Source organism: Actinomadura keratinilytica (assembly GCF_039539665.1).
GTDB lineage: Bacteria > Actinomycetota > Actinomycetes > Streptosporangiales > Streptosporangiaceae > Spirillospora > Spirillospora keratinilytica.
The window spans coordinates 1-12,776 of record NZ_BAABDO010000013.1; the positions used below are offsets into that span (position 1 = coordinate 1).

A 12,776-nucleotide genomic window follows, 5' to 3' on the forward strand; every position below is an offset into this window, starting at 1 on the left:
GCGCCGCCCTCGCCCGCGGCCACCACGCCGTCCCCGCCCGCGCCGGCACCGTCCCCGGTCTCGACGCGGACGCCGGTGCCGGTGTCGACCGCGCGCCCCCGCGCCACGCGGTCGTCCGCGCCGACGACCCCCGACCCCGCGTCGACGGTGCGGCCCGAGGCGACCGCGAACCCGCCGTCCAAACGCCCCGTGACGCCCCGGACACCGCAGACCGCGAGAGCGTCGGAGACGGCCCGCCCGCCCGCGGGGGCGGGTTAAAGTGACGCAATGTCCCCGACCGAGATGATCATGCTCGGCGCCGTCGTCATGTTCATCCTGGGCCTGCTGACGGTCATGACGGCCCGGATCGCGGAGCGGCGGCGCCGGCGCAGGCACGAGGCGGCCCCCGCCGACCCGTCCACCGCCATCGTCGGCGTGCCCGCGCCCCGGCCCGCCCCGCCCGCCATCGCGGTCCCCGCCGCCACCCGCGACCGCGCGCTCGAACTGATCGGGCAGGGGCGGGTCATCCAGGCGATCAAAGAGGTGCGCATGGACACCGGCCTTGGCCTCAAGGAGGCCAAGGACTTCGTCGACTCCCTCAAGGACGGACGCGTCCCGCCCCGGCCCGTCACCGGCGAGGCCCCCCTCTCCGACCGGGTCCGGCGGCTCAAGGCCGACGCCGGCGTCGAAGCGGCCGTCTCCCTCGTCTGCGCCGAGACCGGCATGACCCGCGACGAGGCCGAACGGTTCGTCGCCGCCCTCGACTGACGCCTCGGGCGGCCGTCTCAGGCGATGTAGAGGCGCACGAACGTGCCGTCCCAGCCGGTGCGCAGCTCCATCAGGTCCACCAGCAGCCGGACCGTCCACAGCCCGAAACCGCGCTCCAGCGCCGAGCCCGGCGGCACGAACCCCGTCAGCGAGTCCGGCCGCGGACGCCACAGGCCGTGGTCGCCGACCTCGCACACCACCTTCCGGCCGTCCCGCCACACCCACAGCCCGACCGGCGGGCGGCCGTGGGCCAGCGCGTTGGCGGCGACCTCGTTGGCCGCCGTCACCAGATTGCGCGCCGACCCCTCGGGCAGCCCGTACCGCACCGCCCGCTCGCCGACGAAGGCGCGCAGCGGGTTCAGGTCGTCCGACCGGATCGGCAGGTAGTCGGCGCCGGCGGGACGGCCGACCCTACGGGCCCGGTCGCACTCCTCCCCGAACGCCACCGGATCGGTGTAGCGGCCGCTGCGCACCGTCGCACCGCCCACCAGCAGCAGCGGATGCGTGCGCCGGGCGTGGTCGAGGACCGCGTCAGGCAGCGCCGCCCGGTCGTACGAGCACAGCGCCCGCGCGTCCGCATCGCCGAACACCACGTTGATCAGCGACTCGTACCGCGCCCACTCCACCGCCTCCCTGGCGTCCCACCCCTGCCACATCGGCTCGGCCAGGGCCCGCACGCGGCGCGGCGCCATCGCGTTGACCAGCTGCTGGTACTGGTCCAGCGTCCGCACCGGATGCCGGTAGAACGTCTCGGCGTCGAAGAACTCCACGAGCCCTGCGGCGTCGGACAGGACGCGGCGCAGCGCGCTCAGCGCCGGCTCGCGGACCACCGCCACCACCGCCTCGCCCGCCCGCACCCCGTCGCGCAGGAACGGCGCGGCGACCCGCAGGAACTCCTCCGGCCCCCGGTAGAGGAGCGCCCGGTGCTCCAACGCCATGGGATCACGATCCCCTCGCCGGGGCGGAACCGCGGCGGCCCTGCAGCAGCCCGGGCAGCCGGTGCCGGCCGACCATGTCGATCAGCTCCGCCACGCCGGGCGGCACGTCGTCCAGCACCAGGCCGCGCCCGCCGGGCACGCCGGTGGCGTGCCGCGCCAGCAGGCTCAGCCCGGCCACGTCGATGAAGCGCAGCCCGGACAGGTCCAGGTGCGCCCGCCGCCGCAGGGCCGTGACCCGCGCCAGCCGGTCGGCGAACACCGCGTGCCGCGCCGCGTCCAGCTCGCCCTCCACCCGCAGCCCGTGCGGCTCGAACGTGCGCACGAGCCGCAGGACGCCGTCGTCGTACTCCGGATTGACCGCCACCAGCACCTCGTGCGCGTCGCGCAGCGCCGCCAGCTCGGCGCGCGGCAGGGCCGCGCGGTGCACCTGGCAGACCGCCATGGCGGTGGTGCTGGGCGCGACGGCCTGGTCGACCAGGTGCTCGCAGCTGAGCATCCGGGTCAGGGCGGCGGGGCCGGGCGCGGCCGGCAGCCGGCCGAGCTCGGTGGTGACCCGCACGGCCCGGAACTCCTGCCCGAACGCCGACTCCACCTCGCGCGCCACCGCGTCGGCCAGGCGCGGCGGATCGAACCGCCCGGCCCGGTCGAGGCAGGTCCGCTCCAGCGGCAGCACGCGCAGCTGCCGGCGGCGCAGCCGGTCGGCCAGGGCCGCAGCGGCCAGCCGCCGCACGCCCGGCAGCCGCTCGGGCGGCGCGTCGGTGACGTACACGACCTTCTCCTCGGTGCCGCGCAGCCCGTCGTGCACGAAGTCGCCGATGACGTGCTCGCGTTCCTCGGGCGTGCGGTAGGCGAGCCACCCGTGGTCCCCCGGCCGCAACTCGCCCACGGCCCGCTCGGTGAACCATCCGCCGTCCGGCCCGCTCATGACGGCTGCCTGCGGGACGGGCCGGCGTTCCGGCTCGCGAGACCGGGACCGCGCCGAGGGGGGAGCGGCACGACCCGCCTGAAACGAGGCCATGCCCAAGACTAACCGCCCGCTACTTTCCCGCCCCCGCCGCTTTTCCGACGGCGGCGGCCCGACGTGGCCGGGAATGCCGGTAAACCGGATGCGGCACCCACCCGTCCGGGCGCTAAGCTGATCGCAGTTTCCTCGTCACATTCCGGCGGGCGTGGCGAAATCGGGCATACGCGGCAGGTTTAGGTCCTGTTGGTGGTGACACCGTGGGGGTTCGAGTCCCCCCGCCCGCACTGGACATCCCGCCTTGGGCACCGCATTCGCGGTCGGCGAATGCGTCCGCCCGCGAATGGCGGTCGGCCGCGAAATCAAAGACCGAGGTCGCGGCGGAGGCGGTCGACGTGGCCGGTGGCCTTCACGTTGTAGTAGGCGTGCTCGATCTTGCCGTCGGGGTCGATGATGAAAGTGGAGCGGATCACGCCGACGACGACGCGGCCGTAGAGCTTCTTCTCGCCGTAGGCCCCGTAGGCGCGCAGCACGTCGGCGTCGGGGTCGGACAGCAGCGGGAAGGTCAGCCCCTCCTTCTCGCGGAACTTGGCGAGCTTGGGCGGCGCGTCGGGGGAGATCCCGACCACGGTGGCGCCCGCGGCCTCGAAGTCGGCCAGGCCGGCCTGGAAGTCGACCGACTCCCTGGTGCAGCCGGGGGTCATGGCCGCCGGGTAGAAGTAGAGGATCACTCGCCTGCCGCGCAGGGACGTCAGGGACACCGGGTTGCCGTCGGCGTCGGGAAGCTCGAACTCGGGGGCGACGTCTCCGGGCTGCAGCCGATCGGACACCACTTCCGCCTTTCTCCCTCGAATGGACGCCCTCCCACCGTACCGGCTGGGGTGTGGCGGGCGTTCGGCGGGAAGACCTGACAGACTGTTCGGATCATGCGCTGCCGACGCCCGTGCACGATGCCCGTATCCGGTCCTCGAACGGGCGGGACGATCTCGAAAGACCACCGACGACGATAGGAAACGGCATGGCTGACAGGGGCCGCGACCCGGAGGCGCTGGAGCGGGAGATCGAGCGCACCCGCCAGGAGCTCGCCCGCACCATCGACGCGCTGGCCGAGCGGGTCAGTCCGCGCAACGTCGCCCAGCGCGGCGCGGAGCGGATCAAGGAGGAGGCCGGGCAGGTCGCCAAGGTGGCCCGCACCGTGCTGACCCCGGACGGCCAGGAGCCGGGGGAGCGTGCGGGCGGCGACCGCCGGGCCCTGCTGATCGGCATCGGCGTGGCGGTGACGATCACCGCGTTCGTCATCTGGCGCCGCAGGCGACGCTGAACGATCCTCCCGGAGAACGGGCGCCGGTCCGCTCCCGCGGCCGGCGCCTTTTGCATGCCCGGGGGTGCGCGGGGCGCGGGTCAGCGGAGGGTCGGTTCGGCGCGGGTGACCCAGTCGTGGCCGCGTTCCAGTTCGGCCTCGGGGATGTAGGGGACGATGAAGGCGTACCGTTCGAGCACCTCGGGCGGCACCTCCCCGGTGTCGCCGAAGGCGGCGATCTCGCCCCAGCAGGGGGCGCCCAGCGAGCCGCTGTGGTGGCGGACGGACAGGCCCGCGCACAGGTTGGCGAACGACAGCCGGTGGGCGAGGGGCCAGCCGGCGAGGGTGCCGAAGCAGAAGCCGGCGGCGAACACGTCGCCCGCGCCGGTGGGGTCGAGGGCCTCGACCGGCAGGGCCTCGGCGCGGGCCTGCTCGCCGGTGGTCGAGTCGATCGCGATGGCGCCGGCGGCGCCCTGCTTGACGGCCACGACGGGGACCCGGTCGGCGAGGGCGTGCAGGGCCTCCTCGGGGGTGCGGGTGCGGGTGTAGGCCATGGCCTCGACGGCGTTGGGCAGGAAGACGTCGACGTGGCGCAGGCGGTCCAGGACGTCGGTGGACCAGGTCTCGGTGGGGTCCCAGGCGACGTCGGCGAAGACGCGGGTGCCCGCGCGGCGCAGTTCCAGGGCCCAGCCGGGGACGGGGCGGTCGATGTCGACGAAGCAGGTGGCGGCGGCGGGCGGGGCGGTGACCGGGGCGGTGCCGCCGGGCGGGAAGGGGCGGGCGTAGGTGACCATGCTGCGGTCGGAGTCGTAGGCCAGCGACACCGTGACCGGGGTGGGCCAGCCGGTGATCTCGCGGGACCAGCGCAGGTCGACGCCCTCCTGCTCGGCCAGGGCGCGCCACAGGTACGCCCCGAACAGGTCGTCGCCGAACGCGGCGGCCAGGCCGGTGCGCAGGCCCAGGCGGCTCATGGCGACGGCGAGGTTGGCGACGCCGCCGGGGGCCGAGCCGAGGCCGTCGGTGACCAGTTCGGTGCCGGGCGGGGGCAGGCCGGGCAGCCCGGTGAAGATCATGTCCATGAAGACCCGGCCGGTCAGGAAGACGTCCAGGCCGTGCGGTGCGTCCCCGGCGTGCAGGAGGTCGCCGGCGGGGCCGCGTTCGGCGCACGGGTCGCGCAGGGAGGGCTCGGGGGGCGTGCCGGGCGGCGGCCCCGGGTCGGTCACGGTCATCTCATCCCTCCGGGTCGGTGGCGTGCCCGCGCCGGCCCGCCGTCGCGCCGCCGCCCTAGCCGTCCAGGTCGGGAGGCGTCACGGTGAAGCGGGCCTCGACTGAGGAGCGCACGTACTGGGTCTCGGGTTCCAGGGTGATCGGCTCGGGTTCGGACGGGGGGACGCCGCGGGAGACCTCGCCGGCCAGGGTCGCCATCAGGGGCGCCGCGCCGCGGTGGTCGTCGCGGATGAGACCGGAGTCGGCGAGTTCGATCAGGCCGGTGAGGCGGGCGCCGAGCGCCTCGGCGTAGCTGCGGGCGCGGGCGACGGCCTCCTGGGCGGCCTGGCGGGCGGCGCGCGCGTAGACCTCGCTGTCGCGGCGCAGGTCCCACTGGGGGCCGTGGACGAAGGTGCGCTCCATGTCGCCGAGCCGGGTGACCAGCTCGCCGAGCACGGTGAAGTCGACGACGGTCACCTTGATCCAGGCGGTGCCCTGGTAGCCGCGGATCTCGCCCTCGCGGCGCCGCTGCCGCAGCACCGGGGAGATGGACAGGCCGCCGGTCTCGACGCGTTCGACCGCCTCCCCGTACGACCTGATCAGGTCGAGGGCGCGCTGGTTGCGTTCGACGAGGCGGTCCAGGGCGGTGCGGCGCTCGTCCTCCCGGCTCTGGACGTGCACCGACAGCAGGGCCAGTTCGGGCTGGGCCTCCAGCACGACCTCGCCGCGGACGCTGATCACTGGGGCGTCGCTCATGCCCACAATCTACGCGCGGCGGGGAAGGGGGCGTCAGAGGAAGGTGCGTCCCTCGCCCCGGTAGGTGGGGACGGTCCGCACCAGGCGGTCGCCGTCGATCAGGTGGAGTTCGGCGAAGCGTTCGCACAGTTCGCCGGCCTTGGTGTGCCGGAACCAGACGCGGTCGCCGATCGCGAGCTTGTCGGCGGTCGCGCCGAGCAGCGGCGTCTGCACCTCTCCGGCGCCTTCCTCCGGGTCGTAGGACAGGCCGGTGGGCAGGTAGGGCTGGGGGAGGCGCATCGGGTCGCCGGGGCCGGACGCCAGGTAGCCGCCGCCGAGGCAGGTGACGACGCCGGGGGCGGGGCGGCGGACGACCGGCAGGGCGAACAGGGCGGCGGGGCGGCCGCGGAAGTTGGAGTAGTGGTCGAACAGGTGCGGCTGGTAGAGGCCGGATCCGGCGGCGACCTCGGTGACGGCGCGTTCGGCGGCGGTCTTCTCGACGCTGCCGGTGCCGCCGCCGTTGACGAACTCCAGGTCGGTGAGGCGGCGGACGGCGGCGACGACGGCGGCGCGGCGGCGGGCGAGTTCCAGGCCGGAGCGGCGCTGCATGACCTGGATGGCGCGGGCGCGCACGGGCCGGCCGGGCGGCAGGTCGCCGACGCCGGCGATCTGCCCTTCGTAGGCCATGAGCCCGACCAGCCGCAGGCCGGGCCGTTTGAGGATGCGTTCGGCGAAGGCGCGCACCTGGGCGGGGGTGTGCAGCGGGGAGCGGCGGGCGCCGATGCGCAGCCGGCCGCCCAGGGCGCGGTAGGAGGCGTCGATGTCGATGCACACGCGGACGGGGCGGCCTTCGGCGTGCCGTTCGATGAGGTCGAGGTGGTCGTCGCAGTCGACCATGAGGGTGACGGTGCGGGCGGCGTGCTCGTCGCGGGCGAGGGCGGCGAGGGCGGCGCGGTCGGCGGTGGGGTAGGCGACGAGGATGTCGTCGCTGACGCGGTGCCCGGCCAGCCAGAGGGCCTCGGGGAGGGTGAAGGCCATGACGCCGGCGAAGCCGTCGAGGGCGAGGACCTCCTCCAGGAGCGCCCGGCAGCGCACGGACTTGCTGGCGACGCGGATGGGCTTGCCGGCGGCGCGGCGGACCAGGTCGGCGGCGTTGGCCCGGAACGCGGCCAGGTCCACGACCGCGAACGGGGCGTCGAGGGCGGCGGTGGCCGTGTCGTAGCGCTCCCGGAGGTTCATGGGCACACCCTGCCATAAGGACCGCTAAATATGAAAACACTTCATATCCGGCGGGGGTGTCCGATGCGGCCGTGTCAGGTGCGGGTGTGGTCGGCGAAGAAGTCCCAGAGCATGGCGCTCGCGCGGGACGGCCACTCGTGCGTGCCGCCCCGGACCCGGCACAGCGTGACCTCCGCGCCCCGCGCGCCCCTGCCGGTGGAGTCGCACTCGATCGCGCCGACGGCGATGACCTTGGGCCGCAGCCGGGGCAGGTTCCCGGCGTCGCGCCAGACGTCGACCGCGTAGGAGACGGGCGGGTAGGGGCGGTCGTCGTTGAAGTCGCGGCGCCCGCCGCCGTTGATCGGGACGTTGCGGTCGGCCGTGCCGTGGAAGATCATCGCGGCGACCGGGCGGTCCGGGGCGCACTCGGTCACCAGCGCGCCCTCGACCACCCCGATCGCGGCGACCTTGCCGGGCCGCTCGCAGGCGATGCGGTACGCCATGCCCGCGCCGTTGGAGAAGCCGGCGACGTACACGCGCCGGGCGTCGGCCAGGCCCGCGCCGGTCAGCCGGTCGATGAGCCCGGTGAGGAACCCGACGTCGTCGATCTTGCCGAGCTTGGCGGGGCCGCAGCAGTCGCCGGCGTTCCAGGTGGTCATGAAGCCGTCGGGGTAGGCGACCAGGAAGCCCTTGTCGTCGGCCAGGTCGTCGAACCCGGTCAGCGTGCGCATCTTGGCCATGGTGGCCAGGCCGCCGTGCAGCGCGATCACGAGCGGCAGGGGCCTGGCGGGCCTGCCGCCGCGCCATCGCCCGTTCGCCAGCTTCGGCGGGACGTGCAGCAGGTACTCGCGGTGCCCGAAGGTGCCCACGTCGAGTTCCTGCTTGTGCGTGCCGGCGGAGGTGGGGATGCCGGACACGGTCGCGGGCCGCTTGCCGTCCGCGTCCGAGCCTTCGCGCGTGCCGCCGGCGGTGCCGCTGCCGGTGCCGGTGCGGCCGCCACCGCCGCCGTCCGTGCATCCGGTGAGCGCCACCGTGACCGTCAGGAGGAGGACGAGGAGCCGCCGCATGCGTGCGAATCTAACCCGCCCCGCGCACCGAAACTACCGCTCGGTCAACGAAATCAGGGCGCCGTCCCCGCGATCTGGTTGAGCAGCGCGACGTGGCGGGTGAAGGCGGCCCGGCCCTCGTCGGTGAGGGCGATCCAGGTGGTGGTGCGGCGTCCGGACTGCGTCTTGCGGACGGTGACGTAGCCCGCCCGTTCCAGCGTCGTCAGGTGCTGGGACAGGGCCGAGTCGCTGAGCTCGACCGTCTCGCGGACGAAGCGGAACTCGGCGCGTTCGACCGCCGCCAGCAGCGCCAGGACGGAGAACCGCGCGGGGGTGTGGACGATCGGGTCCAGGTCGTGCCGGGGATGGCTCATGCCCGCCGCCCCGTCCAGGCGGCCGCGAAGAACGGCAGCGCCGCGACGGCCGAGGCGAGCGTCCAGGCCGGGACGGAGGTGTCCCACTGCCAGCGGGTGACCGGCCCGACCGCCACCAGGTAGAGGCCGAACCACGTCGCGGTGGCCGCCGTCAGCCTGCGCCCGGCGCCGAGCGGAAGCGCCGGGCGCCGCTTCATCCACTCGCCCGCCAGCAGGAACAGGGCCGCCCACGCCCCCGCCAGGGGGTAGCGGCCCTGCGGCCACACCGCCTCCATCGCGGTGATCCAGACGATCGACACGGCGCCGACCGCCGTGAGGAACCAGGGGAACCAGCGGCCCGACCTGCGGGCCTGCTCCTGGACGCGCTGCGCTTCGGCGAGGGCCGCACGGGCCTGGTCGGGGGTGGGCACGGTGAGCTTCCATTCCACTCAACTGCTTTAGTAAGGCTAAAGTACATGCCGACCCCTGAAACGGACAACCCGGTGCGCCGCCCGGCGGCGGCCGGCGGGCGGGGGCGGCCGTGAAAACTGCCGCTCAGGCGGCACGGCGCGCGGTGGCGGCGGCGAATGCGCCAGTAAGCTCGTAGGTCTCACCCTGCGTGAGCGTTGAGAAGTCTCCGAAAGCGACGAAAAGACATCGTGACCAGCTCCAGCGCAAGCGAATTCGTGCTGACGCTCTCCTGCCCGGACCGTCCCGGCATCGTGGCGGCCGTCTCCGGGCTGCTGGCCGAGCGCGGCTGCAACATCGTGGAGAGCCAGCAGTTCGGCGACCGCGACTCCGGCACGTTCTTCATGCGGGTGCAGTTCACCGCGCCGCCCGGCACCGACGCCGACGGGCTGCGGGGCGCGTTCGCGTCCCTGGGGCCCGAGCTGAGCCTGGACTGGCGGCTGTACGACGCGGCCGAGCGCACCCGCGTGCTCATCATGGTCTCCAAGGGCGGGCACTGCCTGAACGACCTGCTGTACCGGCAGCGGTCCGGGCTGCTGGACATCGACATCGTGGCCGTGGTGTCCAACCATCCCGACCTGCGGCCGCTCACCCAGTCCTACGGGATCGACTACCACCACCTGCCGGTCACCGCGGGCGGCAAGGCCGCGCAGGAGGCCGAGGTGCTCACCCTCGTCGAGCACTACCGCGCCGACCTGGTGGTGCTCGCCCGGTACATGCAGATCCTGTCCGACGAGTTCTGCGCCAAGCTGCCCGGGCGGGTGATCAACATCCACCACTCGTTCCTGCCGAGCTTCAAGGGCGCCCGGCCCTACCACCAGGCGCACGCGCGCGGCGTCAAGCTGATCGGCGCCACCGCGCACTACGTCACCGCCGACCTGGACGAGGGCCCGATCATCGAGCAGGAGGTCGCCCGCGTCGACCACACCCACAGCCCCGAGGACCTGATGGCGGTCGGCCGCGACATGGAGTGCCTGGCGCTGGCCCGCGCCGTGCGCTGGCACGCCGAGCACCGCGTGCTGCTGAACGGGGACCGTACCGTCGTCTTCCGCTGAGCGCCGCCCGCCGCCCCCGCCGGCCGTTCCGGCGCGCGTGCGCGGGAGTAATGATCCGTCACGGTGGGTAGTGGCGAGGTTACGCATGCCCACTTGTCGACGGGGGTGGCGATGGGCGAGACGACACTGGTCACACACGTGACGGAACGGGCGCGCGCACCGGAGGCCGCGCAGTGGCTGACCCGGCGGGCGTTCCGGCCGCAGTGCGCGCTGGCGGCGCTGGTCGCGGCGGCGGTGGTCACGGCCGCCGGGGCGGTGACGGCGGTCGAGGCGATCTGGGCGATGGCCGCGGGCGGGGCGCACCTGCTGCCGGTCGACCGGATGGCCGCCGTGCTGCGGCGCGTCACCTGGGGCGAGCCGCCCGTGCTGGCCGGGCGGGCCGCGCTGGCCGCGCTCGGGCTGGCCATGGTGGCCTCGGCGGTGCCGCGCAGGGGCCGGACGCTGCCGATGCGCGGCGTCACCCCGTGGTCGGCGGCCGGGATGAGCCGCGCGGACGTGCGGCGCGTCCTGGTCGACACGGCGGCGCGCGTGCCCGGCATCACGCGCGCGCGGGTGGGGGTGCGCGGCAGGCGGCTGCGGCCCCGGGTCGTCGTGCGGGCGACCACGCACTACTGCAATCCCGCCATGTTCGACTCGCGGGTGCGCCGGGCGGTGCTCGACCGGCTGGCCGAGCTGGACCTGCTGGAGGAGCGGCGCGTCAGCGCCCTGACGACGTGGCGGAGGGACTGACCGATGCGAGTCGCCACGGCCCTGACCGGCACGGTGCTGCTGATGTGCGGGGCGCTCGCGCTGTGCGCCGGCCTCGGCGCGTTCGGCGCGGCCTGGCAGCTGCGGCCGGTGCTCGACCCGGCGGTGGTCCGGTACGCGGCGCGCAACGCCTGGTTCTGGCCCGTCCTGGCCAGCGCCGCCGAGTTCCTGGCGCTGGTGGGGCTGGCCTGGCTGATCCGGGAGGGGCGGGCGGCGCTGCGCCGGTGGCGCCCCGCGCTGCGCGGCCACGTCCGCGCGCAGGTCCGGTGGGCGGGGGAGGAGCTGCTCCGCGACGCCGAGCGGGTGCCCGGCGTCGCGGAGGTGCGGATGCGGCTCACCGGCAGCGCGGCCCGGCCGCGGCTGCTGATGACCGTCACCTGCGCCGAGGACGCGTCCCCGGCCGCGATCTACGCCGCGCTGGTCGCGGGGCCGGTGGCCCGGTACCGCGCCGCGACGGCGATGGGGGGCCTGGAGGCCGTCATCGACTTCCGGCTGCGGCGGCCCGGGCGGGCGCGTCGCCGTCCGACCCCGGCCCGGACGCCGCGCCGCTGGAGGCCGCGGACGCCGTCGCGGACGCACCGGACGGTTCGGGCGCGGATCGCCCGGACGGCTCGGACGGTGTCGCCGGCTCGCCTGCTGCGCCGTGGTCGTCCAGGAGCGTCGCCTCGTTGAACGGGTCCTCGCCCGACAGCACGCGGCGCGCCCGGGCCGCGTCCAGCTCGCCCGTCCAGGCCCCGACGACCACGGTGGCGACGGCGTTGCCGGCGAAGTTGGTCAGCGCCCGCGCCTCGGACATGAACCGGTCGATGCCGACGATGAACCCGACGCCGTCCACCAGCTCGGGCCGGTGCGACTGCAGGCCGCCCGCCAGCGTGGCCAGCCCGGCGCCGCTCACCCCGGCCGCGCCCTTGGACGCGATGATCATGAAGACCAGCAGGGACAGCTGGGCGCCCAGGGACAGCGGGTCGTCCTGCGCCGCGGCGATGAACAGGGTCGCCATGGTCAGGTAGATGGCGGTGCCGTCCAGGTTGAACGAGTAGCCGGTCGGCACGGTGATGCCGACCACCGGCCGGCTGACGCCCAGGTGCTCCATCTTGGCGATCAGCCGCGGCAGCGCCGACTCCGAGGAGGAGGTGGACAGGATCAGCAGGAACTCGCGGGCCAGGTAGCGCAGCAGCCGGAACAGGTTGATCCGGGCCACCGCCCACAGCACGGCGCCGAGCACCAGCACCACGAACAGCACGCAGGTGATGTAGAACCCGAGCATGATCACCGCGAGGCTGCGCAGCGCGGACCAGCCGGTCTCGCCGACCACCGCGGCGATCGCGCCGAACGCGCCGACCGGCGCCACCCACATGATCATCGCCAGGATGCGGAACACCAGCCGCTGGACGTGCTCGATGCCGCGCAGGATCGGGGCGCCCGCGGGGCCCATCTTCTGCAGCGCGAACCCGGCCAGCAGCGCCACCAGCAGGGTCTGCAGCACCTCGCCCTCGGTCAGCGCCGACAGCAGCGAGGTGGGGATGATGCCGAGCAGGAAGTCGACGGTGCCCTCGCCGCCCTCGGCCGACTCGTGCGCCTTGGCGGCCGAGCCGGGGTCCAGGTGCATGCCCTCGCCCGGGTGCAGGAAGTTGCCGACCGCCAGGCCGATGCCCAGCGCGAACGTCGACATGACCAGGAAGTAGCCGAGGGAGATCAACCCGACCTTGCCGACCTTGGCGGCCTTGGCGACCGAACCGATGCCCAGCACGATCGTGCAGAAGATGATCGGCGAGATCATCATCTTGATCAGGTTGACGAAGCCGGTGCCGAGCGGTTTGAGTTCGGTCGCGACGTCCGGGGCGGCCAGGCCCACGGCGATGCCTGCCGCCACTGCGCCGATGACGGCCAGGTACAGGTAGTGCACCGCATCTCGGCGGCGTCGGGCCGGGGTGGTGCCGGTGCCGCCGGCTGTCGGCGTGGTGGACACGGTCGCCTCCTCGGGGTCTCGTGGACCTTCGCG

15 protein-coding genes and 1 tRNA gene are annotated in these 12,776 nt (G+C 74.5%); 5 read left to right on the forward strand and 11 right to left on the reverse strand.

Features of this window, described 5'->3' with window-relative positions; all coding sequences use genetic code 11:
- A partial coding sequence (locus tag ABD879_RS06875) for a hypothetical protein (protein ID WP_345018562.1) occupies positions 1 to 182 on the reverse strand: 182 nt, incomplete at its 3' end.
- An 85-nt stretch (positions 183 to 267) separates the two neighbouring features.
- Here ABD879_RS06875 and ABD879_RS06880 point away from each other — a divergent pair.
- On the forward strand, positions 268 to 747 hold the full coding sequence (locus ABD879_RS06880; RefSeq protein WP_345018564.1) for a ribosomal protein L7/L12: 480 nt from the start codon (positions 268 to 270) through the stop codon (positions 745 to 747).
- Positions 748 to 764: 17 nt separating this feature from the next.
- Here the strand turns inward: ABD879_RS06880 and ABD879_RS06885 are convergent, their stop codons facing one another.
- Complete coding sequence (locus ABD879_RS06885) at positions 765 to 1,685, reverse strand: anti-sigma factor RsbA family regulatory protein (protein WP_345018566.1); 921 nt, start codon at positions 1,683 to 1,685, stop codon at positions 765 to 767.
- A 4-nt stretch (positions 1,686 to 1,689) separates the two neighbouring features.
- On the reverse strand, positions 1,690 to 2,610 hold the full coding sequence (locus ABD879_RS06890) for an MEDS domain-containing protein (protein WP_345018568.1): 921 nt from the start codon (positions 2,608 to 2,610) through the stop codon (positions 1,690 to 1,692).
- 238 nt (positions 2,611 to 2,848) lie between these two features.
- Between ABD879_RS06890 and ABD879_RS06895 the strand changes: the two genes are divergently transcribed.
- Positions 2,849 to 2,933, forward strand: a tRNA-Leu gene (locus ABD879_RS06895).
- Between the two features lie 75 nt (positions 2,934 to 3,008).
- Here ABD879_RS06895 and bcp read toward each other — a convergent pair.
- Positions 3,009 to 3,476, reverse strand: a complete 468-nt coding sequence (bcp, locus tag ABD879_RS06900) for a thioredoxin-dependent thiol peroxidase (protein WP_345018570.1) — start codon at positions 3,474 to 3,476, stop codon at positions 3,009 to 3,011.
- A gap of 188 nt (positions 3,477 to 3,664) precedes the next feature.
- Between bcp and ABD879_RS06905 the strand changes: the two genes are divergently transcribed.
- Complete coding sequence (locus ABD879_RS06905) at positions 3,665 to 3,967, forward strand: DUF3618 domain-containing protein (RefSeq protein WP_345018572.1); 303 nt, start codon at positions 3,665 to 3,667, stop codon at positions 3,965 to 3,967.
- Between the two features lie 80 nt (positions 3,968 to 4,047).
- On the opposite strand, the gene ABD879_RS06910 is transcribed toward ABD879_RS06905, so the two are convergent.
- The 6 genes from ABD879_RS06910 to ABD879_RS06935 form a co-directional block, all read right to left on the reverse strand.
- Positions 4,048 to 5,175: a carbohydrate kinase family protein gene (locus ABD879_RS06910; protein WP_345018574.1), complete on the reverse strand. Its 1,128-nt coding sequence runs from the start codon at positions 5,173 to 5,175 to the stop codon at positions 4,048 to 4,050.
- A gap of 55 nt (positions 5,176 to 5,230) precedes the next feature.
- Positions 5,231 to 5,908, reverse strand: a complete 678-nt coding sequence (locus ABD879_RS06915; RefSeq protein WP_345018576.1) for an SIMPL domain-containing protein — start codon at positions 5,906 to 5,908, stop codon at positions 5,231 to 5,233.
- 33 nt (positions 5,909 to 5,941) lie between these two features.
- Positions 5,942 to 7,126, reverse strand: a complete 1,185-nt coding sequence (locus ABD879_RS06920; RefSeq protein ID WP_345018578.1) for an amino acid deaminase/aldolase — start codon at positions 7,124 to 7,126, stop codon at positions 5,942 to 5,944.
- Between the two features lie 74 nt (positions 7,127 to 7,200).
- Entirely contained in the window at positions 7,201 to 8,172 is a 972-nt protein-coding gene (locus tag ABD879_RS06925) for a CE1 family esterase (protein WP_345018580.1), read from the reverse strand.
- A 53-nt stretch (positions 8,173 to 8,225) separates the two neighbouring features.
- Entirely contained in the window at positions 8,226 to 8,525 is a 300-nt protein-coding gene (locus tag ABD879_RS06930) for a winged helix-turn-helix domain-containing protein (protein ID WP_345018582.1), read from the reverse strand.
- Positions 8,522 to 8,953, reverse strand: coding sequence for a hypothetical protein (locus ABD879_RS06935; protein WP_345018584.1), 432 nt, complete (start codon positions 8,951 to 8,953; stop codon positions 8,522 to 8,524). The genes ABD879_RS06930 and ABD879_RS06935 overlap by 4 nt, the downstream gene beginning before the upstream one ends.
- Positions 8,954 to 9,160: 207 nt before the next feature.
- Between ABD879_RS06935 and purU the strand changes: the two genes are divergently transcribed.
- Together purU and ABD879_RS06945 are read left to right on the forward strand one after the other, a co-directional pair.
- On the forward strand, positions 9,161 to 10,027 hold the full coding sequence (gene purU, locus ABD879_RS06940) for a formyltetrahydrofolate deformylase (protein WP_345018742.1): 867 nt from the start codon (positions 9,161 to 9,163) through the stop codon (positions 10,025 to 10,027).
- Positions 10,028 to 10,165: 138 nt separating this feature from the next.
- On the forward strand, positions 10,166 to 10,756 hold the full coding sequence (locus tag ABD879_RS06945; RefSeq protein ID WP_345018586.1) for a DUF6286 domain-containing protein: 591 nt from the start codon (positions 10,166 to 10,168) through the stop codon (positions 10,754 to 10,756).
- A gap of 496 nt (positions 10,757 to 11,252) precedes the next feature.
- Here the strand turns inward: ABD879_RS06945 and ABD879_RS06950 are convergent, their stop codons facing one another.
- Positions 11,253 to 12,743 carry a cation:dicarboxylate symporter family transporter gene (locus ABD879_RS06950; RefSeq protein WP_345018588.1) on the reverse strand — a complete coding sequence of 497 codons (1,491 nt, stop codon included), beginning with the start codon at positions 12,741 to 12,743 and terminating at the stop codon, positions 11,253 to 11,255.
- Positions 12,744 to 12,776: the final 33 nt, after the last annotated feature.